Here is a 24,106-nt window from a genome sequence, read left to right on the forward strand (position 1 = left end):
GCCGATGTTTAATGCTGCGGGCTATCGGCCTTCAGCTGCTCGCGAAACGCTTTGGGTGAGAATCCGACCCTGCGCCGGAACAAGCGTGAGAAGTTGGTCGGGTCGGAAAACCCCAGCACTTCCGACATTTCATTGATGGTCATGCTGGTGTACGTCAGCAGGCGCTTGGCCTCCAGCAATTGGCGGTCATGCATGATCTGCAAGGCTGGCTGCCCGCCCAACTCCCGACACGTCCCATTCAAGTGTGAGACCGAGATGCCCAACTTGTGGGCCAGGTCTTCAATCTTGGGGTGTTCGCGGTAATGCTGTTCGACCAACTGGGTGAAGCGCCGGAAATATTCACGGCTGCGTGGCACCCTGGGGTGGCGGCGCTGGATCGCCTGGCGGCTGACCCACACCAGCAGCACGCTGACCAGGGCGTGCATCATCATGTCGCGTGCCGGTTGATCGTCGGCGTACTCGTCCTGCAAACGGGTGAACAGGTTGTTGAGGTAATCACTGTCCTTGCCCGCCGGGTAGTTGCCCAGGGCGTGCAGGCCATCGACCGTGCTGCCCAGTTGCGCCTGCAAGTGGCTGACCAGGGGCGCCGACAGGGTCACCACGTAACCTTCGACATCTTCGGAAAAACGAAAACCGTGCACACACAGCGGCGGCAGTACCTGCAGGCTCGCTTCGTTGAGCGTGGTGCGCTGGCCTTCGATTTCCAGGTGTGCCTGGCCTTTGTGCACGTACAGCAGCTGGCAGAGGTCCGCGTGCCGGTGGGGTTGGATTTCCCACTGGTATTCCCGACTGCGCCGGGAAATGGTTTCGCAGTGCAACAAATCGGGGGTCGGCCACTGTTGGCTTTCCCCGTAAAGCTTGAAGACCGGAATCGCGGTGTTGGTCATGGTTTCAATCCGATACTCAGGAAGTGGTCGGTAATCGCCCCGATTGGCAAAAAGCGCAGGCTTTGAAACAGTTTTCACCTTCTTATGCTGCTCGCTCAAGTGAAAAATGTCAGCCACACGTCCACTGACAACTCTTTCACTCGTTCGGTTCGAGTGAAGCCTGCAGGCCATAAGAATAATGAAAACGCTGAAAACCCAAGTCGCCATTATTGGCGCCGGTCCGTCCGGACTGCTGCTCGGCCAGTTGCTGCACAATGCTGGCATCCAGACCCTGATCCTAGAGCGCCAAACCGCCGATTACGTGCAAGGCCGCATCCGCGCCGGGGTGCTGGAGCAAGGCATGGTCGACCTGCTGCGCGAGGCCGGTGTCAGCCGACGTATGGACGCCGAGGGCCTGGTGCATGACGGTTTCGCCGTGGCGCGCGATGGCCGACTCACCCACATCGACCTCAAGACCCTGACCGGCGGCCAGTCGGTGATGATCTACGGCCAGACCGAAGTCACCCGTGACCTCATGGCCGCCCGTGCAGCAGCCGGCGCCACGACATTGTATGAAGCCTCGAACGTACAACCCCATGACCTGAAAACTGAACGTCCCTGGCTGACCTTCGAGCATCAGGGCCAGGCCTTTCGCCTGGAGTGCGATTACATCGCCGGTTGTGATGGCTTTCACGGCGTGGCCCGTCAGTCGATTCCGCCCGAGGCGCTGCAGGTGTTCGAGCGCGTCTATCCGTTCGGCTGGCTGGGCATGCTTGCCGATACGCCGCCGGTGCACCCGGAGCTGGTGTACGCCAAGCATTCCCGTGGCTTTGCGCTGTGCAGCATGCGTTCGCCGACCCGCAGCCGTTACTACTTGCAAGTGCCCGCGCAGGAGCCCTTGGCCGACTGGTCGGACCAGCGCTTCTGGGATGAGCTGAAAACCCGCCTGCCCGCCGACCTGGCTGAACGGCTGGTCACCGGGCCGTCACTTGAAAAAAGCATCGCGCCGCTGCGCAGCTTCGTGGTGGAGCCGATGCAGTACGGGCGCCTGTTCCTGCTCGGCGACGCCGCGCACATCGTGCCGCCCACCGGCGCCAAGGGCTTGAACCTGGCGGCCAGTGATGTGAACACCTTGTTTCGGATCTTGCTCAAGGTCTATCGCGAAGGGCGCGTGGAGTTGCTCGAGCGGTACTCCGCCATCTGCCTGCGGCGGGTGTGGAAGGCCGAACGGTTTTCCTGGTGGATGACCTCGATGCTGCATCAATTTCCCGAGGCGGACGGCTTCAGCCAGCGCATTGCCGAGAGCGAGCTGGATTACTTCATTAACTCCGAGGCGGGGCGCAAGACCATCGCGGAAAATTACGTCGGGCTTCCTTACGAAGCTATCGAATAGCCTGCTATCGTATTCGGCATTCCCGCTGGCTGCCGTTGCCTGCGGGCCCTGCTCGAAGGTTCTGCCGTGACCCCTCTCAATCAGCCCGCTCCAACCGTTCCCGCCGTGCGTAGCATCCTCGCCGCGCTGATGCTGGCGATCTTTCTCGGTGCGCTGGACCAGACCATCGTCGCCGTGTCGATGCCGGCCATTTCCGCGCAATTTCATGACGTCAACCTGCTGGCCTGGGTGATCTCCGGCTACATGGTGGCGATGACGGTGGCGGTGCCGATCTACGGCAAACTCGGCGACCTGTATGGGCGGCGGCCGATGATGTTGATCGGCATGGGGCTGTTCACCGTCGCCTCGCTGTTCTGTGGCTTGGCGCAAAGCATGGAGCAACTGGTGCTGGCGCGGGTTCTCCAGGGCATCGGTGCCGGCGGGATGGTCTCGGTAAGCCAGGCGATCATCGGCGACATCATCCCACCCCGCGAGCGCGGGCGTTACCAGGGCTACTTCAGCAGCATGTATGCAGTGGCCAGCGTCGCCGGGCCGGTGTTGGGCGGTTATATGACCCAATACCTGTCCTGGCGCTGGGTGTTCCTGATCAACCTGCCGTTGGGCGCAGTCGCCTGGTACGTGGCCCATCGCACCCTCGTGGGGTTGCCGGTGCCACAACGCAAACCGATCATCGATTACCTCGGCACCGTGCTGATGATCATCGGTTTGACCGCTTTGTTGCTTGGTATCACGCAAATCGGCCAGGGCCATGCCTGGCGTGACGATCAAGTGCTCGGGCTGCTGGCCTGTGCGCTGTTGGCGTTGAGCGTGTTCGTATGGCATGAACGCCGCGCGCCGGAGCCGTTGTTGCCCATGCACCTGTTCGTCAACCGCAGCGCGGTGTTGTGCTGGTGCACGATTTTCATCACCAGCTTCCAGGCGATTTCCCTGACGGTGCTGATGCCGCTGCGTTACCAGACCGTGACCGGCGCCGGTGCCGACAGCGCGGCCCTGCACCTGCTGCCCCTGGCGATGGGGTTGCCGATGGGCGCCTATTTCGCCGGGCGCATGACGTCGGTGACGGGCCGCTATAAACCGATGATCCTCAGTGGCGCGGTGTTAAGTCCCCTGGCGATTTTCGGCATGGCCTACAGTGCGCCTGAGGCAGTCGGGCTGACGTCATTGTTCATGCTGTTGTGCGGGATTGCTGCGGGGATGCAGTTTCCGACTTCGTTGGTGGGGACGCAGAATTCGGTGGAGCAGCGTGATATTGGCGTGGCGACCAGTACGACCAACCTGTTCCGCTCCCTGGGTGGGGCGGTGGGGGTGGCGTGTATGTCGGCGTTGCTGCTGGCGTTGTTGCAGGATGGGAGTTTTGTTCATTTGGCCAGTGGTGCGTTGGTGGGCGAGGGGGGCTCTGGGAATGTGCTGCTTGATGGGCTTAACGCTGCGCCTGGGGCGGCGCGGGATGCGTTGCGGGGGGAGTTGGCGGTGACGTTTCGGCGTTTGTTGATGGTGAGTGCGGGGGTGTCGTTGTTGGGGTTGGCGGCGGCGGTGGTGATGCCGGATCGGGTGTTGCGGGGGCTTGGGGATAAGCGCTGAGGGCTTGGGGCGTGGCGGCCTCTGGGCCGACCAGGTCGTTGGGGGTGACTGAGTACATATCCGTTATTTAGGTAACGGCGGCTTATGGTTCCGCTCTTACAGCGGGTCACTTGTGCGCCCGGCATGGGCGCCATCTTGGAGGTGAAAGTCCTCTCGTAAGCTGGCCACAGCGAACGAAGCGAAGCGCAACTGCAGAAGGGTGACCGACTGTGGGGAGGAAGCGTGGAGCATAAACCTCGAGCCGAGGTACACGAATCGCATCTGAGGCGGATTCGGTCAGGGCGAGCAGCCAAGTGCCTGCGAAGCTCTTGTGGCCTAAAGGCCGGATACGTAAATGCGGCGGTTGTGAGGTGAAGGATGGCGTTCTTACCCGGGGAGATCTCGCCTCATGCCTGAAAGGGCGACGGTGTGAGCCGGAGCGAGAAGTCAGCAGAGGTCGTAGTAGCTGCTTGGCAGTGAAGGACCAAACGAGAAGAAAAGCGGTTTGACATGACGATACAGCAGGCCATGCAACAGATGCCCGGGCAACCGGGGCGGGAAGCGACGGCGAAGGGTGAATCTCCAAGCTGCGCGTCCAGCGTTGAAGCTGGCTGTCCGCGACATGATCCAAACCCCACAGGAGAGGGGCTGCTACAAGCAGCCCTTAGCAAAGAAAACTTACTGCTTGCCCTCAAACGGGTGCGTTCTAACAAAGGTGTTGCGGGTGTGGACGGTCTGACGATCGACGAAACCGTGCAACACCTGAAAACGGCATGGCCGGGAATACGCAGCCAGTTACTGGCAGGTGAATACCGGCCTGCTCCCGTGCGCAGGGTCCTGATCCCGAAACCGGATGGTGGCGAGCGCAAGCTTGGCATCCCGACGGTCACGGACAGACTCATTCAGCAGGCACTATTGCAGGTTCTCCAGCCGTTGCTGGATCCTGGTTTCAGTGAACACAGCTACGGCTTTCGTCCGGGGCGCAGCGCTCACCAGGCCGTTCTGGCGGCGCAGCAATATATCCATTCGGGGCGTCAGGTTGTGGTGGATGTCGATATCGAGCAGTTTTTCGATTGCGTCAACCATGACCTGCTGATCGCCCGACTGAGCAGGAGGGTGACTGATCGGGGCGTACTGTGCCTGATCCGGGCCTACCTGAACTGCGGGACGTTGATCGGAAAAGACGTAGTGATCAACAGGCAGGGGACGCCGCAAGGCGGCCCGCTTTCACCGCTGTTGGCGAATGTGGTGCTGGATGAAGTGGACAAGGAACTGGAACGAAGAGGTCATTGCTTCGTCAGGTATGCGGACGATGCCAATGTTTATGTACGCAGCCCCAAAGCCGGCCTGCGGGTGATGGCAGTGCTCCAACGCCTCTACGGTCGCCTTGGGTTGCGCATGAACGAAGGCAAGAGCGCAGTTGCCAGTGTGTTCGGTCGAAAATTCCTTGGGTACGGCTTCTGGCTGACACCCGACGGAAAGATCAGGCGCTGGGCAACAAACAAGGCACTCCAGGCTTTCAAACAACGCATCCGGGAATTGACTTCGCGTAACGGCGGTCGAAGCCTGGAGCAGGTCATTGGAAGATTGAGGCCGTACCTACTGGGCTGGAAGGCGTATTTCTGCCTGTCGCAAACCATAGCGATGTGGAAACGGCTGGATGGATGGATACGTCGAAGACTCAGGGCAATCCAGCTCAAGCAGTGGAAGACCGGCAGGACGACCTATCGTGAGCTGTGCAGGATGGGGGCGACCCCGGATCTAGCTGCGCAAATAGCGGTGGATAGCCACAGGATCTGGCACAACAGCGCCGGGCTGATTCATAGCGTTCTGACGGTCGCGTGGTTTGATCGGCTGGGGCTTCCCCGCCTCAGTTAACCTGAACTTCTCGAACCGCCCGGTGCGGACCCGCATGCCGGGTGGTGTGGCAGGGGAGCGGCCAGATGGCCGCCCCCTATGCCGATTTGAAAAGCGCAAAAGTAAGCAAAACGCTCTTGCCCCACCACTCGGCACCTCGCTTAGGCTCGGTGTGCCCTCACTCCGGCTTGAATCCGTGGGCCGCCGCCATGCGCCATCCATGGCGCAGGGCGGCTAACCCGGCGTCCTGCCGGGTTACCCACGGATTCAAGCCTGCGTTCGGCCAGCGTGGTTTAACGGGGCGACTGAGATCAAGATCCAAAGCAAGAGCAAGAGCAAGAGCAAGAGCAAGATCAAAAGATTGCTGACTTCGTCAGCGTCTGAGGAAGTAGAAGCCACACCGCGCACGCTTCAATGATTAGGTCGGCTCGAAGGCCGCCTCGCTTTGCTTTTGCTTTTGCTTTTGATCTAAGCGCCCCGTTAAACCACGCTGGCCGGAATTCGATAGGGATTTGGGGGGTAAACCGGCAGGGATGCCGGTTTAGCCGCCCCGCGCCATGGATGGCGCGTGGCGGCGGCCCCCCAAATCGCTGTCGGATTACGGGCACACCGAGCCTAAGCGAGGTGCCGAGTGGTGGGGCAAGAGCGTTTTGCTTACTTTTGCGCTTTTCAAATCGGCATAGGGGGCGGCCATCTGGCCGCTCCCCTGCCACACCACCCGGCATGCGGGTCCGCACCGGGCGGTTCGAGAAGTTCAGGTTAACTGAGGCGGGGAAGCCCCAGCCGATCAAACCACGCGACCGTCAGAACGCTATGAATCAGCCCGGCGCTGTTGTGCCAGATCCTGTGGCTATCCACCGCTATTTGCGCAGCTAGATCCGGGGTCGCCCCCATCCTGCACAGCTCACGATAGGTCGTCCTGCCGGTCTTCCACTGCTTGAGCTGGATTGCCCTGAGTCTTCGACGTATCCATCCATCCAGCCGTTTCCACATCGCTATGGTTTGCGACAGGCAGAAATACGCCTTCCAGCCCAGTAGGTACGGCCTCAATCTTCCAATGACCTGCTCCAGGCTTCGACCGCCGTTACGCGAAGTCAATTCCCGGATGCGTTGTTTGAAAGCCTGGAGTGCCTTGTTTGTTGCCCAGCGCCTGATCTTTCCGTCGGGTGTCAGCCAGAAGCCGTACCCAAGGAATTTTCGACCGAACACACTGGCAACTGCGCTCTTGCCTTCGTTCATGCGCAACCCAAGGCGACCGTAGAGGCGTTGGAGCACTGCCATCACCCGCAGGCCGGCTTTGGGGCTGCGTACATAAACATTGGCATCGTCCGCATACCTGACGAAGCAATGACCTCTTCGTTCCAGTTCCTTGTCCACTTCATCCAGCACCACATTCGCCAACAGCGGTGAAAGCGGGCCGCCTTGCGGCGTCCCCTGCCTGTTGATCACTACGTCTTTTCCGATCAACGTCCCGCAGTTCAGGTAGGCCCGGATCAGGCACAGTACGCCCCGATCAGTCACCCTCCTGCTCAGTCGGGCGATCAGCAGGTCATGGTTGACGCAATCGAAAAACTGCTCGATATCGACATCCACCACAACCTGACGCCCCGAATGGATATATTGCTGCGCCGCCAGAACGGCCTGGTGAGCGCTGCGCCCCGGACGAAAGCCGTAGCTGTGTTCACTGAAACCAGGATCCAGCAACGGCTGGAGAACCTGCAATAGTGCCTGCTGAATGAGTCTGTCCGTGACCGTCGGGATGCCAAGCTTGCGCTCGCCACCATCCGGTTTCGGGATCAGGACCCTGCGCACGGGAGCAGGCCGGTATTCACCTGCCAGTAACTGGCTGCGTATTCCCGGCCATGCCGTTTTCAGGTGTTGCACGGTTTCGTCGATCGTCAGACCGTCCACACCCGCAACACCTTTGTTAGAACGCACCCGTTTGAGGGCAAGCAGTAAGTTTTCTTTGCTAAGGGCTGCTTGTAGCAGCCCCTCTCCTGTGGGGTTTGGATCATGTCGCGGACAGCCAGCTTCAACGCTGGACGCGCAGCTTGGAGATTCACCCTTCGCCGTCGCTTCCCGCCCCGGTTGCCCGGGCATCTGTTGCATGGCCTGCTGTATCGTCATGTCAAACCGCTTTTCTTCTCGTTTGGTCCTTCACTGCCAAGCAGCTACTACGACCTCTGCTGACTTCTCGCTCCGGCTCACACCGTCGCCCTTTCAGGCATGAGGCGAGATCTCCCCGGGTAAGAACGCCATCCTTCACCTCACAACCGCCGCATTTACGTATCCGGCCTTTAGGCCACAAGAGCTTCGCAGGCACTTGGCTGCTCGCCCTGACCGAATCCGCCTCAGATGCGATTCGTGTACCTCGGCTCGAGGTTTATGCTCCACGCTTCCTCCCCACAGTCGGTCACCCTTCTGCAGTTGCGCTTCGCTTCGTTCGCTGTGGCCAGCTTACGAGAGGACTTTCACCTCCAAGATGGCGCCCATGCCGGGCGCACAAGTGACCCGCCGTAAGGGCGGAACCCTAAGCCGCCGTTACCTAAATAACGGATATGTACTCAGTCAACCCCACCCTCCCGATCAGGGACTGTAATACCCCACCGCCACCATAAACCGCCCCGCCTTACGCAAATAAGCATGCTTATTCTCAACCTTCCCCGTCACCGGATTCTTCCACCGATATTTGTACTCCCCCTGATCCTGCTCAGTCATAAGTTGAAGAATCGGCTCACCCACAGGCTTCCCATCCGGGTCCTTGACCTTGGCAAAATCCGTATTGATCAAGCGCAGGTTGGTGCCATGCGCCACATAGCGCCGCGTATCCAGGTCCACCACGAACACGTAGAGATCGTCCTGCAGAAAACCACCCTGCAATGAGTTGATCGCCTTGAGCGTCCCCGCTTCATCCTTCACCAGCGCGTTCACCGCCTTGTTGCGCAGCGCCCGTGCCTGTTCCGGCGTAGCCCGTGGCAGGTAATAGCCGACCGCCAGGATGCGCTCGCCCACGCGCTGGTAAAACACATGCTTGTGCTCGACCTTGCCGTCATTCCAGTTCTGCCAGCGGTAATCGGCCTGCTGGATACCCTGGCCTTCGGGTGCGCTGATAGCTTGCTTGAACGAAGCCTGCAGATCAGGCCCAAGTACCTCGGACACGTCTCGACCGATCAAGGCCGAAGAGGGGCCGCCACTGGCCAGCAGCACGCCTTTGGTATCGACCACGAATACGTAGCGGTCCTGGTCGATGAACTCACCTTGGCGGCTGAAAGCGGCCAATGCCTGGTCACCGTTGCTCTGGTAGTACGCCAGGGCTTTTTCCAGCAGCGCCTTGGCCGCCTGGGCCTCCGCATCCTGGGCCGTGGCGGCGTGCACCTGGCTACAGCACAACAGCAACAGCCAGGTGAATCGCAGCAGTGTGTTCATTTATCCATCCCTCGATTTTGTTGGAATGACAAGAGCGTAGACGGTCGGCGAGGGAATCGTGGCGCAAGCTGATCAAGGCGCCGCCAGCCACTGACTGACGATGCCGTCATACACCCCGGTCGCCACGCTCAGGTGCAACCATTGGTCGACGTAGCTTTTCCAGGCCACATCATCGCGCGGCAGCAGGAAGGCTTTCTGGCTGTACTGCATCTGCCGCTCGGGGTTGACCGCGCACAGCCCCGGTTTTTGTTTCTGCTGGTATCGCGCTTCGCTGGCGTCGGTGATCATCACGTCGGCCTTGCCCGCCAGCAGTTCGTCAAAAATCGTCACGTTGTCGTGCAGGCGTATCTGCGCCTGGGCCAGGTGGGTGCGGGCAAACACTTCGTTGGTGCCGCCCGCCGGCTCGATCACCCGCACTTGGGGCTGGTTGATCTGTTCGACGCTTTGGTAACGCTGTACGTCGGCGCAGCGCACCAGCGGGATCTTGCCGTCGACGCCCAGCGGCTGGCTGAAGAAGGCTTTTTTCTGGCGCTCCAACGACACCGAAATACCGCCCACGGCAATGTCGCAGCGTTGCGCCAGAAAATCCGGCATCAGGGTTTTCCAGGTGGTGGGCACCCAGGTGATCGTCGCGTTGAGGCTCTTGGCCAGGGATTCAGCCATGGCGATATCAATGCCTTGGTAGCGGCCATCGGCACGCAGCGAGGTGTAGGGCATGTAGTCGCCGGTGGTGCACACCGTCAGCGTGCCACGCTCGATGACCTCGTCCAGGCGCGACGGGCTGGCATCGGCCAGGGCGGTGGTTGCCATGCTCGCCAGTACACACAGGGCTAGAGGTGCTTTCATGCGGTCGAATCCTTGGGGCAGGTCGGGTGGTCATTATTGACAGCGCGGGGCAGGGGGACAAGGTGTGTCGGCGGTTTAGCCCAATGGCAATGGCGTCCCGAATCATCAACGGAAGACCCGGAGGGCTTTCGACCTTTTTTTCACGTTGCAGTGGTTAAGCTGCGGACCAAGGTCGTTCTACTTCCGTTATAGCCACATGAGCCCGCGATGTCGTCACAGCCTCCATCCTCCATCGAGACCGAATTCACCGAGCGCCATGACCGTGAGCATGCCAGGGTCTGCGGTGATACTCGTCCGCCTGGGCTGTTGCAGCGCCTGGCCGCATGGCGCGATGCGCGGTTGGTGCGCCATGCGTTGAAGGTCGCCGGGGAGCCGGGGTTGATCCTGGACCTGGCCTGCGGCTCCGGGCGGTTCTGGCCGGTGCTGGGCGAGCACGTCAATCGGGTGATCCTGGCGTCGGACAATTCCGAGCAAATGCTCGACCATGCCCGCACCCACCATCCGGCGGCGCTGCTCAAACGCGTCAAGACATTCCCCGGCTCGGCGTTTTCCATCGGCCTCTCAGCGAATGCGGTGGATTGCATCTTCTGCCTGGAGTTGTTTCGCCATGTGCCCAGCACCGAGGTGCGCCTGGTGTTGCTGCGCGAATTTCACCGGGTCAGTCGCGATACCGTGATTGTGTCCGTGGACGCGCGTACGCCGGTTGAGGAGGAGTTCCGCCAGGCGGGCTTCAAGGTTTTGAATCACCGGGAGTTCCTGCCGGGCTCCAAGCTCTGGTGTGTCTACGTCCTGCGTAAGAGGGGATAACTCCCGCCTGTCGGATTATTCGTCATCTCCTGTCTGAGTTTTCATGGTTGCCTGTGCACTGCGGATGCTCGCAAGCCCCTTTCGCGATATATACTGCGCGCCATTCTTCAAGGGAGAGCCGTGTGGCCATCGATATTCACTGGATCTGCGACAACGATAGCCTCGGCCAGCATTGCGCCGAATGGCAGCAGTTGCCATTCGTCGCCCTCGACACCGAATTCATGCGGGTCGACACCTTCTATCCCATTGCCGGGCTGATCCAGATCGGCGATGGCGTGCGCGCTTACCTGATCGATCCGCTGACCATCGACAACTGGCAACCCTTGGCCGCCTTGCTGGAAAACCCAGGCGTGATCAAGGTGGTACACGCCTGCAGCGAAGACCTGGAAGTGCTGTTGCGCCTGACCGGCAGCCTGCCGGCGCCGTTGTTCGACACCCAATTGGCTGCGGCTTACCTGAACCTGGGTTTCTCCATGGGTTACTCGCGCCTGGTGCAAGCGGTGCTCGATATCGACCTGCCCAAGGGCGAGACGCGCTCGGACTGGCTGCAGCGGCCATTGTCCGACACCCAGGTGAGCTACGCCGCCGAAGACGCCGTGCACCTGGCCGAGGTGTATATCCGCCTGCGCCCGCGTCTGTCGGATGACAAGTACGCCTGGGTGCTGGAAGACGGTGCCGAACTGGTGGCCAACCTGCGTCGCGAAGTCGACCCGTACGAGGTGTACCGCGACGCCAAGCTGGCGTGGAAGCTGTCGCGCGCCCAACTCGCCGTACTGCGTGAACTGTGCGCCTGGCGCGAACAGCAGGCCCGTGCCCGTGACCTGCCGCGCAACCGCATCATCCGTGAACACTCGTTATGGCCCCTGGCCAAATCCCAGCCGGATAACCTCGCCGCCCTGGGCAAGATCGAAGACATGCACCCGCGCACCGTGCGTCAGGACGGCCAGTTCCTGCTCGACCTGATCAAGCGTGCGGGCAGCGTGCCCATGGACCAATGGCCGCCTGCCGTGCCTGAACCGCTGCCGGTCGACGCCGCTGCGCTGATCAAGCAACTGCGCGCCCTGGGCCAGGCTGAAGCTGAACGCCTGGACATGGCCCCGGAGCTGATGCTGCGCAAGAAAACCCTCGAAGCCCTGGTTAAAAGTGGCTACCCCGATGGGCCTTACCAATTGCCAGACTCGCTGCGTGGCTGGCGCCGCGAGTTGATGGGCCAGGCGCTGCTCGACAGCCTGGCCACTGCCGGAGAACAGCCTTGAAACGTATCTGCTCCATTTATCGCAGCTTGAAAAAAGACGGCATGTACCTTTACGTCCTCAAAAGTGACGCCCTGGAGCGGGTGCCGGAGCCGTTGATGGTGGCCTTCGGCAAGCCGCATCACGCGTTCGACATGGTGTTGACACCGCAGCGCAAGCTGTCGCGCGAAGACATCGTCGTGGTCCTGGAGAACCTCGACAAGCAGGGCTACCACCTGCAAATGCCGCCGGCCGAGGACGAGTACATCGAACACTTGCCCGAAGAGTTGCTGCGACGCAACGACCCGATGTGATCGGTGGGTGCCCGGTGCCGGGCACATTCTTCAACGCAATCGTATTGAGTTGGCGCTGGCCGTAAGGATGCGGGCGGCCGTCTGTACTGTTTTTGAAAGGTTTGAACAATGCGTGTTCTGATTGCTGAACAGGATCACCCGCTCTACGCCCAATTGCTTCGCGAAGCCGCGCCCGACCTCGAGGTGCTGACCAGCGGCGACTCGGCCGAACTCTCGCGCCTGGCTGCCGATTGCCCGGTGTGGCTGGGCCAGCCGGACCTGCTGGCAACGCTGTTGCGCCAGGGGCATCACCCGCAATGGCTGCAATCGACCTGGGCCGGCATCACGCCGCTGCTGGCTGAAGGCCTGCCGCGTGATTATCGCCTGACCCGTGCGGTCGGTATCTTTGGCCAGGTCATGGCCGAATTCGTCCTGACCTATATGCTCGGTCACGAACGTGAAGTGCTGGCGCGGCTGGTCAGCCAGGTCGAGCGCAAGTGGGACAACCGCTTGGGCCAGAGCCTGGCGGGGCGCAAGGTGCTGGTCGTCGGAACCGGCGATATTGGCCAGAGCGTGGCGCAGTTCCTGCTGCCGTTCGGCGTCAAGCTGTATGGCATCGCCAGCCAGGCCCGCGAGCAGGCGCCATTTATTGAAGTCGCCGGGCTCGAACAATTGGGCCGGCTGGTGGGCGAGGTGGATTATGTGATCAACCTGCTGCCCAACACCCCCGAAACCCATGACCTGTACGACGCGGCCCTGTTCAAGCAATTCAAGCCGACCGGGCTGTTTATCAACGTCGGGCGCGGCGTGGCGGTGGTCGATGCCGATCTGGTCGAAGCCCTGAAAGAAGGGCACCTGGCCGGTGCCGTGATCGACGTGTGCCGCCAGGAACCGCTGCCGCAGCGCCACCCGTTCTGGACGGCGTGGGGCTTATTGTTGACCGGGCACAGCTCGGCGCCGACTTCGCCGTCGATGATGGTGGAGCTGTTCGTGCAGAACGTGCGTGCCTATCAAGCCAAGCAAGAGCTGCGCGGCGAGGTGAGTTTCGAGCGCGGTTACTGAACCACAGCAGTACAAATGTGGGAGGGGGCTTGCCCCCGATAGCGGTGGGCCAGTCAGTACATTAGCCGGCTGACACTCCGCCATCGAGGGCAAGTCCCCTCCCACATTTCAGAGACTGAAGTCGCCTTCCGAGACCAGCTCGCTCAGCGGCTTGCGCGGGCTCGGCGCCTCACGCCCTTGCAGGTACTCCGGCAGGGTCGACTTATCCCCCAGCTTGCCGATGGCCACGGCGGCATGCAGTGCATACCCTTCTGGAATCTTCAGCTCTTTGCGGGTCAGCTCCTGATCGAAGCCCGCCATGCCGTGGGTGTGCCAGCCGCTCAGGCTGGCTTGCAGGGCCAGGTGACCCCAGGCGGCGCCCGTGTCGAAGGTGTGCCACAAGGCCGGGGTTTCTTCCTTGGCACCGGGGGCGATGAAGTCGGTTTTCGAGGCGATGATCACCAGCGCCGACGCATGCTGCGCCCAGCCCTGGTTGAATTCATTCAGCAGGCCCAGGAAACGCGGCCAATCCGGCGTGTCACGACGGGCATAAAGAAAACGCCATGGCTGCGAGTTGTACGCCGAAGGGGCCCAGCGCGCCGCTTCGAAGAAGCTAAGCAGGGTTTCCTGGGGAATGCTTTCGGCGGTAAAGGCGCGCGGCGACCAGCGGTCGATGAATTGGGGATGGATCGGGTAGTCGGCGACACGGGTCATGAGCAGTTCCTGATCGTCAATTCGGCGCTCAAAACTACTGCGCCGCTACTAGACTGACAAGTGTTGTTACACCGCCAGTCGACAGCGCTTGGCCCCAGGGGGCTTGGGCACTAGACTGGCGGCCTTTTCACCTACCGATACTGACGCAGAGCCATGGCCGCCAAAGTCGAACCTTTCTGGATACGCAAAACCCTCGAACACCTCGACCAGGAGGAATGGGAGTCGTTGTGCGACGGCTGTGGCCTGTGCTGCCTGCAAAAGCTTGAGGATGAAGACGACAACAGCGTCTATTACACGCGCATCGCCTGCAAACTGCTCGACCTGAAAACCTGCCAGTGCACCGACTATCCCAACCGTCGCGCGTCGGTGCCCGACTGCATCCAGCTCACACCCGGCCAGGCCGACCAGTTCAAATGGCTGCCGCCCACCTGCGGCTACCGCCTGGTCAGCGAGCGCAAGGATTTGCCACTGTGGCACCACCTGGTCTGTGGCGACCGCGACGCCGTGCACCACGAACGCATTTCCCAGTCCGGGCGCATGCTCAGCGAAGGCAGCGTGCCAGAGGACGACTGGGAGGATTACCTGATCTTCCGCGCAGGTTGAACGAGGAATGTGTATGAGGGTGGGATTCAAGCTGGCGACCTCTGCGCTGTTGCTGGCACTGAGCATGCCGGCGTGGTGCGCGAAGAAAGTCGACCTGGATTACCACGTCAAACTCCTGCCCCAGAGCGATCAGGCCGAGGTGCGCGTGAGCCTGTCCCAGGGTTCCGCCGTGCGCAGCCTGGATTTTGACCTGGGCCAGGACGGTGACTACAGCGACTTCAAGGCCGATGGGCAATGGAAAGTCACTGGTCATCGCGGTCATTGGCAACCCGGCGCCGACAAGGCCAGCCTGACCTACCGCGTACGCCTCACCCACGCGCGCAAGCCGGGCAGCTATGAAACGCGGATGACGCCAGGCTGGGCGCTGTTTCGTGGCGATGACCTGGTGCCCGCCGCACGGCTGGACCAGCAGGACGGGGTGGAGCTGGTCGCGCGGCTGATGTTCGAACTGCCGGCGGGTTGGAAAAGCGTCGAGACCGCCTGGCCGCGTATCGGCAAGAACCGGTTTCGCATCGACAACGTATCCCGCCTGTTCGACCGCCCCACCGGCTGGATGCTCGCCGGTAACCTGGGCAGCCGCCGCATGCGCCTGGGGGAAACCGAGGTCACCGTGACCTCGCCCAAGGGCCAGGGCATGCGGCGTATGGATGTGCTGACGCTGCTGACCTTCGTGTGGCCGCAGGTGGAAGCCGCGTTCCCGCGCCACCCGGCCAAATTGCTGGTGGTGGGCGCCAGCGATCCGATGCGCCGTGGCGCAGTTTCGGCGCGTGACTCGATCTACCTCAACAGCCGCACGCCGCTGGTCAGCGAAGACGGCAGCAGCCCGTTGATCCGCGAAGTGGTGCAGGCCATCGCCCGCTTCAATGACCACGACAGCAGTGACTGGATCAGCGAAGGCCTGGCCGGCTATTACGCCATTGAGCTGGTGCGCCGCGCCGGGGGCATCACCGATGAACGGTATCAGGCGATACAGGTGCGCCTGGCGAACGAGGGCAAGGACGTGGCGCGCCTGCGTGGCGAGCACGTCAGCGGCGCGACGGTGTCACGGGCCGTGGTGGTGTTGCAGGAGCTGGACCGAGAGATCCGCGTGAAAACCCATAACAAACGGTCGCTCGATGACCTGGCGCAGGCGGTAATGCGGGCCGGTAGCGTTACCACAAAAGAGTTTGTGCAACTGGCTGAGCGCATCATCGATGGTTCATCCGCCGTGCTCGACAGCAAGCTGCTGCGCTGATCTTCAAGCCATGCACAAAGCAAAATGTGGGAGGGGGCTTGCTCCCGATTGCTGTGGTTCAGTCACTGTATGCGGTGACTGACACCCTGCTATCGGGAGCAAGCCCCCTCCCACATTTGAATCTCTATAGGCCGAAGACCTGGGTCACCCCACGGTTTTCGTGGCTTTCTCAGCTGCCACTTCAGCCTTGGTCTTCAAGTTCTGCAGCTCCGCGCCAGCGCGCTCGATCTTCGTGCGTACGCTGTTCATTTCCTGGCGGCCTTGCTCCAGCTTGTCCTTGAGCGAACTGTGCCCGGTGAAACCCCGAGCCAGCGCCACGCCACCAATCGCCACCTGGATCAGCCCGAAGAGCCCGCCACGGCGCAGGCCTTTGCCTACCATCATCACGCCACCGGCCACCGAGCCGATGCGCTCCCAGCCGTGCACGTTCTGTGTACGCGGGGCTTCAGGTTGCTGGTGTTCGATGAAAGGTCGCAGGGTTTTGCTGTCGCTCATGGTCTGTCTCCTACAAAGGCAAGTGTAAGTAGCTGACTGTTCTCGAGGGCCGGATGTTCCCGATATTTCAGTACTTGGGGCCCGAGCGGGTGTTGTTGCCCTTGGCCAGGCGGTCGTAGAGCACCACGTTGACGGTGGCGGCAAGGTTCATGCAGCCGGTGGTCGGAATGTAGACGACGTCCTCGCACCAGTCGCGAATGTCTTTATCCAGCGAGCCGTCTTCCGGGCCGAAGATATACAGCGCGCGGTCGGGGTGGGTGTATTCGGGCAGCGGGCGGGCGCCTTCCACCAGTTCCACGGCGACGGGGATGCAGCCCAGGGGCAGGATCTTCTTCAGGTCATCGATGCCGATCAGCGGAATGTCGTGGTGAACCTTCTTGGTGTCGGTGATGAAGTCCCGCGCGCGCTCGTAACGCACGCCGGTATAGAACACCGAAGCCACGCCGTAGCAGCCGGCGGCGCGCATCACCGAACCGACGTTTTCAGGGGATTTGGGGTTGTACAGACCGATGCAGCTGTAGCGTTTATTGCCCACGGGGAAGGGTGCCTTGGAGAAAAACCGCGATTATACGGCTTTGGGGCATCGTGGTGCTGGGGCGATCGCTATCGGGAGCAAGCCCCCTCCCACATTTGACTGTATTCACAAATCATAATGTGGGAGGGGGCTTGCTCCCGATGAGGCCGGAACAACCAACAAAATCCTCAGTCGTCCTTCTTCATCAACCCCGCCAACGCCGCAAACGGGTTGTGCGTGGCCTTGGCAATCGTCGGGCTGCTGGTGGAGCCTTCGCCGAAATACTGCTGGTCGGTATAGCGCGAATGCTCGTTGTCGTGGCAGTACAGGCAGAGCAGTTCCCAGTTGGAGCCGTCCTGGGGGTTGTCGTCATGGTTGTGGTTGCGGTGGTGCACGGTCAGTTCGCTCAGGCGCTTGCCGGCGAACTCACGAGCGCAGCGGCCGCACACGTGGGGGTACATTTTCAGGGCTTTGTCGCGGTAGCCCATTTCCCGGTCGCGCTGGGCGTCGGCGAGGATGCGGTCCAGCTTGGCGGTGTGGGAGGGCGGATTGGTCGAGCTCATCATGGCTCCTGGCTATTGGGTGGTCACGGACAGGTTGATTCTAGCTAATCACAGCGCAATTAGCCCTTGAGCTTTTCCGCAATCCAGATGGTATGCCGCGTGCCCTTGTTGCCGTGGGCAAACACCTGCACTTCCTCGGCCTTGAAACCGGCCTTGCGCAGTTTGTCGCTGAACAGTTTGTCGGCGCTGGCCGACCACACCGCCAGCACGCCCTTGGGGCGCAGCGCTTTGGCGCAGGCGGCCAGGCCGCCGGCGGAATACAGCCAACTGTTGGCCTTCTGCGTGAGGCCTTCAGGGCCATTATCGACGTCGAGCATGATCGCATCAAAGCCCTGGGGCTCGGCCTGCAACACCTTGGCCACGTCTTCCAGGCGGATTACCGTGCGCGGGTCAAGCAAGGGGCGGCCGGACTTTTCGCCCAGCGGCCCACGGTTCCACTCCACCACCCCCGGGACCAATTCCGCCACCACCACTTCGGCGCTCTTGCCCAAGTGCTTGAGCGCCGAGGCGAGGGTGAACCCCATGCCCAGGCCGCCGATCAGCACCCGAGAGCCTGGGCGCCCCGCGACCTTGCGGCAGGGAATTTCCGCCAGGGCGTCTTCGGAACCGTGCATGCGCGTGTTCATCAACTGGCCACCGTCACCGCCCTGAATCTTGATGACAAAATCCTCGCCGTATTCGAACAGGCACAAGGCACCGCCGTTGTCGGGGATCGGAGTGGTGTCCAGCAGAACGAAACGTTTCATGGAAATCTCATTGGGAAGGGCATTCTTGCGCGGTTGGGAGTAGCCTTACGACATTCCGGTCAGGCCATGGAGCCATCGATGAAGTGCAGCATTCTAACGGTCATTGTGCTTGGCGCGCTCACATTGGGTGCGGTGCAGGCGCAGGAGTCGCAAACCGTACCGGTCGCCCCCGCACCCACCCCCGGCGCGCCGGGCACGCCAACGCCCACGTTGTACCCGCAGGTCACGCCGCCCGTCGCGCCCAAGACCAACGGCTCGCCGCCCCTGGCACCCATCGTGCTGCCGGCGCCGCCCAAGGACCAGACCGTGCCGGGCCTGCAGCAGAACGACAGCAAGCCGAAGACGCCTGGCGGTTAAAACTGTTGCGCCAGTAATTGCCCGTCAGCCATGCGCAAACGCTTGGACAGGGCGATGGCAATCGCGCGGATGATCTTGGCCGCCACCCTGGGCGCTTCGTTGAGCATTTTCTCCAGGGCGTCCTTGCCCAGGTTCAGCAGCACACAGTCGGTGGCCGCCATGCAGCTGGCCGAGCGCCGTTCGCCGTCGAGCACCGCCATTTCGCCAAAGGCCCGGCCGCTGCGCAGGGTGGCGATGGTCAGGCGTTGGCCCGCGTGGTTGGTTTTCTGCACCGCCACCTGGCCGCTGTGGAGGATGCACATGAAGGTGCCGGCATCGCCCTCGAGGAAAATCACCTCATCCTGGGCAATGCTGCTGATATTGAAGTAGCCCGCGGCGATATGAAAATCTTCCGGTAGCAGCGGGTCGAACAGGCCGCAGTCCATCAACATGTCGCGGATTTCTTGGTTGAGCAGGGTGGGTTCTGACATAACTGCGATCTTGGTCCATCAATTCGGTAGGCGGTCCTGTGTTCAGACAGGACCGCCTGGCTAAGTTCCTAAATCAGTTCCAGCGCCTTGAAGACAAACGCGTATTCGAGCGCTACGTCACGTAATCCCTGGTAACGGCCGCTCATGCCACCGTGACCGGCACCCAGCTCGGTCTTGAGCAGCAGCAGGTTGTCGTCGGTCTTGGTGTCGCGCAATTTGGCCACCCACTTGGCCGCTTCCCAGTACTGCACGCGGCTGTCGTTGTAACCGGCGATCACCAGCAGGTGCGGGTAGGCCTGGGCCCGCACGTTTTCGTAAGGCGCATACGCCTTGATGCGCGCATACACCTCGGGCTCCTGCGGGTTGCCCCATTCGTCGTATTCGGTGACGGTCAGCGGCAGGTCCGGGTCGAGCATGGTGTTGAGCACATCGACAAACGGCACTTCGGCGATCGCCGCCTGGAACAGTTCCGGGCGCTGGTTGAGCACGGCACCGATCAACAGGCCGCCGGCGCTGCCGCCGCTGATCGCCAGTTGCCTGGCGGTAGTCAGGCCCTGGGCGATGAGGTGTTCGGCGCAGGCGATGAAATCGCTGAACGTGTTCTGCTTGTGTTCCTGCTTGCCGTTGCGATACCAGGCTTCACCCAGTTCGCCGCCGCCGCGCACATGCGCGATGGCAAACGCCACGCCACGGTCGAGCAGGCTCAGGCGTGCATGGGAGAACCACGGGTCGAGGCTTTGGCCGTACGCGCCGTAGCCATACAGGTACAACGGCGTCGGCTTGCCGAGCTGGTCACGCTTGACCACCAGGCTGATCGGCACCTGGGTGCCGTCGGCGGACGTGGCCCACAGGCGCTGGCTGACGTAGTCGTCGGCATTGAATACGCCGAGTACCGGGGTTTGCTTGAGCACCTGTTGAGCGCCGCTGGCCAGTTCCAACTGGCGCACCTGGGCCGGGCGGTTCAGGGCTTCATAGCGCAGGCGGACCTTGTCGCTGATAAATTCCAGGCTGTCCTGTACGTAGAGGCTGTAAGCCGCGTCAGGCAGTTCCACGCGATAGGCCGGCACGCCCTCGGGGTGCACTTCGATCACCGGCAGGCCACCGATGCGCAGGCTCAAGGTCATGGCGCTGGCATTCAGGCTGATGCCGTCCAGCATCACCTCGTCGCTGTGGGGGATCAGGTTCTGCCAGTCGGCTTCGGTGGGCACCGTGCCGGTGTCGGCGGCGACGAACAGCGCGTAATTGATGCCGTCGCGGTTGCTGCGGATAAACCAGGTCCACTGGCCGTTCAGCTGGCCGTGGTCGACATCGTATTCATGGTCTTCCACCCGTGGCGCCAGGCAGGTGAAACCCAGGTGCGGCTGGTCTGCGTCCAGTGCCCAGATTTCGCTGGTGGTCTTGCTGCCCAGGGCCAGCAGCAACTGGCGCTCGGAGCTGGAGCGGTAGCAATGCAGGAAGAAACGTCCGTCGGGTTCGTGGAACACTTCCTGCGCTGCCGTGCCGTCCAGGCGGTAGCGGTAGAGTTTGTGCGGGCGATGGGTGTCGTCCAGTTCGCCAAAGAACAGCGTGAGGCTGTCGTTGGCCCAGGTCATGCTGCCGTCGCAGTTGTCGAACGCCAGTTCGCTGACCTTGTCGGTGGCCAATTCCTTCACGAACAGGGTGTAGATCTCTTCACCGCTGGTGTCGAGGCTGTAGGCCAGGCGCTGATGGTCTGGGCTGATGCTGAACGCGCCGAGGGAGAAAAACCCGCCATTGGCCAGCACGTTCGGGTCCAGCAGCAGCTCTTCGCTGCGCTCATCCACCTGGTTGCTGTCAGCGGCCGGGCGGCGGCAGCGGTAGTGGCGCGCGTATTCGTCACCGGCGGTGGTGCGGGTGTAGTACAGATACGGGCCCCAGGGGGAGGGCAGGGACAAGTCGGTTTCCAGGATGCGGCCCTTGATCTCTTCGAACAGGCTCACGCGCAACGCCTGCTGGTCGGCGAGCTGCGCCTCTTGCCAGGCGTTTTCGGCCTTGAGGTAATCGAGGACGTCGCGGCTGTCACGCTCCTGCAGCCAGGCGTACGGGTCTGGGCCTGGGGCCTTGCGGGCAATCGGTGCGGTCGAAATAGGCATGGATAATTCTCTATCGGGCGGACGGTGGCCGGCATTGCAGCCGCGACACGCAAAAGCCGTTATCATAGCCGCCTCTTTGCCAGCCTTGCCATGGATACCATGACCGAGAACGACTATCTGACCGCTTGGGGCCTTTACGCCTTCGCCGCTTTGGGCTGCCTGTTAGTGTGGTGGCGCATGACCCGCTGGATGTGGCGCTGGCTGCGTGAGCCGTTGCAGTTACTGATGGCGGTGCTGTTGCTCAGCCCCACCATCGTCGACCCGATCAAGACCCAGTTCGCGCCGGCCGTGGCGATCACCGCCCTGGACCTGGTGCTCAAGGTCGGCAATAACGCCTGGCGCGCCATCTCCGACCTGTTCATGTACACCATGATCGTGTTCGGGCTGTACATCGTGTTCGTGCTGATCCGCTGGCCCCTCGAGCGCGCCGCCAACGCCCGCCGCGAGCGCAAGGCCGCCACGGATGCCGCGTTGGCCGCCGAGCCGGAAGAAGACGAACCGTTCCATCGCCCGGCGCCCGTCGGTGGCATGCGGGTCGAACCGCGCCTTTAACGTTGTCCGCCCTGCAGCGAGAGCCCTGGCATGTGTGAATTATTGGGCATGAGTGCCAACGTCCCCACCGATATCGTGTTCAGTTTCACCGGGTTGATGCAGCGGGGCGGGCGTACCGGCCCGCACCGCGACGGTTGGGGCATCGCCTTCTACGAAGGCCGTGGCCTGCGCCTGTTCCAGGACCCGGCCGCGAGCAGCGAGTCGGAAGTCGCGTTGCTGGTGCAGCGTTATCCGATCAAGAGCGAAGTGGTGATCGGCCATATCCGCCAGGCCAATGTGGGCAAGGTGAGCCTGGCCAATACCCACCCGTTCGTGCGCGAACTGTGGGGCCGCAACTGGTGTTTTGCGCACAATGGCCAACTGGCCGACTTCACCCCCCGCGCCACCTTTTACCGACCGGTCGGCGACACCGACAGCGAAGCGGCGTTCTGCGACCTGCTCAACCGCGTGCGCGAAGCCTTCCCGGAGCCGGTGGACATCGAGCACATGCTGCCGGACCTGATCGCCGCCTGTGCCGAATACCGCAGCAAGGGCGTGTTCAACTGCCTGCTCAGCGATGGCGACTGGCTGTTTTGCTACTGTTCGACCAAGCTGGCGCAGATCACCCGGCGCGCCCCGTTTGGCCCGGCCCGCTTGAAAGATGTCGACGTGATTGTCGATTTTCAGGCCGAAACCACCCCCAATGACGTGGTAACGGTGATCGCCACCGAACCTCTGACCGACAACGAAAACTGGACCCGCTACGAACCGGGCCAATGGAGCCTATGGCGACGCGGTGAATGCGTCAGCCAGGGCGTTACCGAATAAGGAATCGACCATGTTGCTCAGTTATCTGCGGTTGGTGCTGTTTGCCATTGGCTTGTTGGTCGGTGTGCAAGTGCCGGGCTTCATCAACGATTACGCCAAGCGCGTCGAAGCCCACCTGATCGAGGCCCAGACAGGCCTGCGCGGGTTCGAGTCCACTGCGCAGCAGTTCTTCAACGGTGACATGCAAGCTTTGGTGGCGCATTACCGTGCCAGTGACGATCCGGTGTTCCAGAGCGACGCGAGCAGCCTGGGCGCGATGCTCGACCGGCAGCTCGAGTTGGACAAGCAATTCCAGGCCATGCAAGGCCCCTGGTACATCCGCGCCCTGCAAGTGGCGGTGGCCGCCGATCCGGATATTCGCCTGGAAACCTGGAATGGCTACAGCTACCAGATATTGCTCACGCCCGAAGCCATGGGCTGGGGCCTGGGCGGGGCGATGCTGTTGTCGTTCGGTATCGAATGCCTGTATCGACTGATCGATTGGGTGGTGCTGGGCGGCCGACGCCTGCGCCAGAGCCGGCCGATTGAAGAGCGGGACCTGAAGGGCCTCTGAAATGTGGGAGGGGGCTTGCTCCCGATAGCGGTGGGTCAGCCAAACATATGCTGACTGACACATCGCTATCGGGAGCAAGCCCCCTCCCACATTTTGATCCGGTTCATTCAGGGGCTAAGCACCATCCGCTCTTCGCCGACTTCCTCGGCATAGCGGGCGACGACCTTCTGGCACAACCCCACAATCTCCTCCACCAATTCCACCCCGACCCGCCACGACACCACCACCTGCAGGTTTGGCAACTTCTGCGCCATCGGCAGCATCACCAATTCCCCCCGTGCCAGCTCTTCGCTGACCAGCACCGGCGGCAGTGCGCCAATGCCAAAGCCATCGCGCAGTAAACGGGTGATGGCCGATACCGAGTTGACGCAATTCATCCGTGGCGCGGCCACGCCGTTGGCCTGCATCAAGCTCAACACATCCTGATGGGGGCAGGAGTTTTTCGAGTAGGTGATGATACGTTCCTGGGCCAATTCGGCGAGGGAAGCGTAGTCGCGGTTATAGATCGACTGGCTGGCGACGATCCACGCCATGGGGTGGCTGCCCAGTTCCAGGCTGCGCACGCTTTCCAGGCGCAGCAGGTCAGTTTGCAGGATCAGGTCCAGGAAGCCTTTTTGCAGCTGATCGCTTAAGTTCAATGCGGTATCGGCGACCAATTCGATTTCTACCCGCGGGAACAGGCTCATCAACTCAGCGACCAACGGGCTGAGCCAGGTGTGGATGACGGTGTCCATCGCGCCGATCCGAATCCGTCCGACCTTGCTGCTGGTGGTTTCCAGGGACTGCTTCAAGCCCTGCATGGTCACCATCATCTGCTCGGCATAATCGAGCACCTTCAAACCTTCCGGGGTCAGGCTCACGCCACGCGAATCGCGCAGGAACAGCTTCACCCCCAACTCGCTTTCGAGCACGGCAATGCGGCTGGAAATCGACGCCTGGGTGGTGAACAGCTTTTCGGCGGTCAGGCGGAAACTCTTGAGCTTGGCCACCCAGACGAAGGTTTCGAGGAACTTCAAATTCATGGGATCAACTTTTTCTTATGCTTGGATCGGTTTTTATTAGTTGG

The 24,106-nt window shown here is 61.7% G+C and carries 25 protein-coding genes; 13 read left to right on the forward strand and 12 right to left on the reverse strand.

From position 1 onward, the window contains the following. Positions 1 to 8 precede the first annotated feature (8 nt). A complete protein-coding gene (locus tag C4J84_RS07280; RefSeq protein ID WP_124361755.1) occupies positions 9 to 887 on the reverse strand; it encodes a helix-turn-helix domain-containing protein in 879 nt (292 codons plus the stop codon). 187 nt (positions 888 to 1,074) lie between these two features. Between C4J84_RS07280 and pobA the strand changes: the two genes are divergently transcribed. From pobA to ltrA (C4J84_RS07300), 3 genes are all read left to right on the forward strand, one after another. Next, positions 1,075 to 2,259: a 4-hydroxybenzoate 3-monooxygenase gene (pobA, locus tag C4J84_RS07285; protein WP_177412774.1), complete on the forward strand. Its 1,185-nt coding sequence runs from the start codon at positions 1,075 to 1,077 to the stop codon at positions 2,257 to 2,259. 66 nt (positions 2,260 to 2,325) lie between these two features. Further along, positions 2,326 to 3,840: an MDR family MFS transporter gene (locus C4J84_RS07290; protein ID WP_124370007.1), complete on the forward strand. Its 1,515-nt coding sequence runs from the start codon at positions 2,326 to 2,328 to the stop codon at positions 3,838 to 3,840. 489 nt (positions 3,841 to 4,329) lie between these two features. Next, entirely contained in the window at positions 4,330 to 5,697 is a 1,368-nt protein-coding gene (gene ltrA, locus C4J84_RS07300; RefSeq protein WP_124370008.1) for a group II intron reverse transcriptase/maturase, read from the forward strand. A 738-nt stretch (positions 5,698 to 6,435) separates the two neighbouring features. On the opposite strand, the gene ltrA (C4J84_RS07310) is transcribed toward ltrA (C4J84_RS07300), so the two are convergent. From ltrA (C4J84_RS07310) to C4J84_RS07325, 3 genes are all read right to left on the reverse strand, one after another. Next, positions 6,436 to 7,803, reverse strand: a complete 1,368-nt coding sequence (gene ltrA, locus C4J84_RS07310) for a group II intron reverse transcriptase/maturase (protein ID WP_124370008.1) — start codon at positions 7,801 to 7,803, stop codon at positions 6,436 to 6,438. A 459-nt stretch (positions 7,804 to 8,262) separates the two neighbouring features. Further along, positions 8,263 to 9,102 carry a cache domain-containing protein gene (locus tag C4J84_RS07320; protein ID WP_124370009.1) on the reverse strand — a complete coding sequence of 280 codons (840 nt, stop codon included), beginning with the start codon at positions 9,100 to 9,102 and terminating at the stop codon, positions 8,263 to 8,265. A gap of 72 nt (positions 9,103 to 9,174) precedes the next feature. Next, positions 9,175 to 9,948, reverse strand: coding sequence for a transporter substrate-binding domain-containing protein (locus tag C4J84_RS07325; RefSeq protein ID WP_124370010.1), 774 nt, complete (start codon positions 9,946 to 9,948; stop codon positions 9,175 to 9,177). 207 nt (positions 9,949 to 10,155) lie between these two features. Between C4J84_RS07325 and C4J84_RS07330 the strand changes: the two genes are divergently transcribed. From C4J84_RS07330 to C4J84_RS07345, 4 genes are all read left to right on the forward strand, one after another. Beyond that, positions 10,156 to 10,755 carry a class I SAM-dependent methyltransferase gene (locus C4J84_RS07330; RefSeq protein WP_124370011.1) on the forward strand — a complete coding sequence of 200 codons (600 nt, stop codon included), beginning with the start codon at positions 10,156 to 10,158 and terminating at the stop codon, positions 10,753 to 10,755. 122 nt (positions 10,756 to 10,877) lie between these two features. Continuing rightward, positions 10,878 to 12,011 (forward strand): ribonuclease D, encoded by a 1,134-nt coding sequence (gene rnd, locus C4J84_RS07335; protein ID WP_124370012.1) that lies wholly within the window; start codon positions 10,878 to 10,880, stop codon positions 12,009 to 12,011. Beyond that, positions 12,008 to 12,301 carry a YcgL domain-containing protein gene (locus tag C4J84_RS07340; RefSeq protein ID WP_124361763.1) on the forward strand — a complete coding sequence of 98 codons (294 nt, stop codon included), beginning with the start codon at positions 12,008 to 12,010 and terminating at the stop codon, positions 12,299 to 12,301. Before rnd ends, C4J84_RS07340 begins: the two co-directional genes overlap by 4 nt. 108 nt (positions 12,302 to 12,409) lie before the next feature. After that, positions 12,410 to 13,342 (forward strand): D-2-hydroxyacid dehydrogenase, encoded by a 933-nt coding sequence (locus tag C4J84_RS07345; RefSeq protein ID WP_124370013.1) that lies wholly within the window; start codon positions 12,410 to 12,412, stop codon positions 13,340 to 13,342. 108 nt (positions 13,343 to 13,450) lie between these two features. On the opposite strand, the gene C4J84_RS07350 is transcribed toward C4J84_RS07345, so the two are convergent. Further along, positions 13,451 to 14,035 (reverse strand): nitroreductase family protein, encoded by a 585-nt coding sequence (locus tag C4J84_RS07350; protein ID WP_124370014.1) that lies wholly within the window; start codon positions 14,033 to 14,035, stop codon positions 13,451 to 13,453. A gap of 153 nt (positions 14,036 to 14,188) precedes the next feature. Between C4J84_RS07350 and C4J84_RS07355 the strand changes: the two genes are divergently transcribed. Next, positions 14,189 to 14,638, forward strand: coding sequence for a YcgN family cysteine cluster protein (locus C4J84_RS07355; RefSeq protein ID WP_003172524.1), 450 nt, complete (start codon positions 14,189 to 14,191; stop codon positions 14,636 to 14,638). 13 nt (positions 14,639 to 14,651) lie between these two features. Then, positions 14,652 to 15,872: a hypothetical protein gene (locus tag C4J84_RS07360; protein WP_124370015.1), complete on the forward strand. Its 1,221-nt coding sequence runs from the start codon at positions 14,652 to 14,654 to the stop codon at positions 15,870 to 15,872. Positions 15,873 to 16,016: 144 nt separating this feature from the next. On the opposite strand, the gene C4J84_RS07365 is transcribed toward C4J84_RS07360, so the two are convergent. The 4 genes from C4J84_RS07365 to C4J84_RS07380 all read right to left on the reverse strand — a co-directional run bounded on the left by C4J84_RS07365 (position 16,017) and on the right by C4J84_RS07380 (position 18,190). Next, positions 16,017 to 16,367, reverse strand: coding sequence for a DUF2892 domain-containing protein (locus tag C4J84_RS07365; protein WP_124366245.1), 351 nt, complete (start codon positions 16,365 to 16,367; stop codon positions 16,017 to 16,019). 67 nt (positions 16,368 to 16,434) lie between these two features. Continuing rightward, positions 16,435 to 16,902 carry an RNA methyltransferase gene (locus tag C4J84_RS07370; RefSeq protein ID WP_053136646.1) on the reverse strand — a complete coding sequence of 156 codons (468 nt, stop codon included), beginning with the start codon at positions 16,900 to 16,902 and terminating at the stop codon, positions 16,435 to 16,437. 167 nt (positions 16,903 to 17,069) lie between these two features. Beyond that, a complete protein-coding gene (locus C4J84_RS07375; protein ID WP_003210675.1) occupies positions 17,070 to 17,444 on the reverse strand; it encodes a YajD family HNH nuclease in 375 nt (124 codons plus the stop codon). Positions 17,445 to 17,503: 59 nt separating this feature from the next. After that, positions 17,504 to 18,190, reverse strand: coding sequence for a spermidine synthase (locus tag C4J84_RS07380; RefSeq protein WP_058419598.1), 687 nt, complete (start codon positions 18,188 to 18,190; stop codon positions 17,504 to 17,506). 78 nt (positions 18,191 to 18,268) lie between these two features. On the opposite strand from C4J84_RS07380, the gene C4J84_RS07385 reads away from it, so the two are divergent. Next, complete coding sequence (locus tag C4J84_RS07385) at positions 18,269 to 18,547, forward strand: hypothetical protein (protein WP_124370017.1); 279 nt, start codon at positions 18,269 to 18,271, stop codon at positions 18,545 to 18,547. On the opposite strand, the gene C4J84_RS07390 is transcribed toward C4J84_RS07385, so the two are convergent. After that, on the reverse strand, positions 18,544 to 19,017 hold the full coding sequence (locus tag C4J84_RS07390; protein ID WP_124361771.1) for a cyclic nucleotide-binding domain-containing protein: 474 nt from the start codon (positions 19,015 to 19,017) through the stop codon (positions 18,544 to 18,546). The two genes, C4J84_RS07385 and C4J84_RS07390, sit on opposite strands and share 4 nt — an antisense overlap. A gap of 68 nt (positions 19,018 to 19,085) precedes the next feature. Beyond that, the gene (locus C4J84_RS07395) at positions 19,086 to 21,128 is read right to left on the reverse strand and encodes a S9 family peptidase (protein ID WP_124370018.1); all 2,043 of its coding nucleotides are present in this window, start codon (positions 21,126 to 21,128) and stop codon (positions 19,086 to 19,088) included. A 24-nt stretch (positions 21,129 to 21,152) separates the two neighbouring features. On the opposite strand from C4J84_RS07395, the gene C4J84_RS07400 reads away from it, so the two are divergent. From C4J84_RS07400 to C4J84_RS07410, 3 genes are read left to right on the forward strand one after another with little or no spacing between them, the layout of a single operon-like run. Then, positions 21,153 to 21,680 (forward strand): MFS transporter, encoded by a 528-nt coding sequence (locus tag C4J84_RS07400; RefSeq protein WP_124366250.1) that lies wholly within the window; start codon positions 21,153 to 21,155, stop codon positions 21,678 to 21,680. Between the two features lie 30 nt (positions 21,681 to 21,710). Further along, positions 21,711 to 22,487, forward strand: coding sequence for a class II glutamine amidotransferase (locus C4J84_RS07405; RefSeq protein ID WP_124361774.1), 777 nt, complete (start codon positions 21,711 to 21,713; stop codon positions 22,485 to 22,487). A gap of 10 nt (positions 22,488 to 22,497) precedes the next feature. Next, positions 22,498 to 23,040 carry a DUF2937 family protein gene (locus tag C4J84_RS07410; protein ID WP_005786113.1) on the forward strand — a complete coding sequence of 181 codons (543 nt, stop codon included), beginning with the start codon at positions 22,498 to 22,500 and terminating at the stop codon, positions 23,038 to 23,040. 107 nt (positions 23,041 to 23,147) lie between these two features. On the opposite strand, the gene C4J84_RS07415 is transcribed toward C4J84_RS07410, so the two are convergent. Next, positions 23,148 to 24,062: a LysR family transcriptional regulator gene (locus C4J84_RS07415; RefSeq protein ID WP_124370019.1), complete on the reverse strand. Its 915-nt coding sequence runs from the start codon at positions 24,060 to 24,062 to the stop codon at positions 23,148 to 23,150. Positions 24,063 to 24,106 lie beyond the last annotated feature (44 nt).

Origin of the sequence: Pseudomonas sp. R11-23-07 (assembly GCF_003852295.1) — a bacterium.
In the GTDB taxonomy this organism is placed as follows: Bacteria; Pseudomonadota; Gammaproteobacteria; order Pseudomonadales; family Pseudomonadaceae; genus Aquipseudomonas.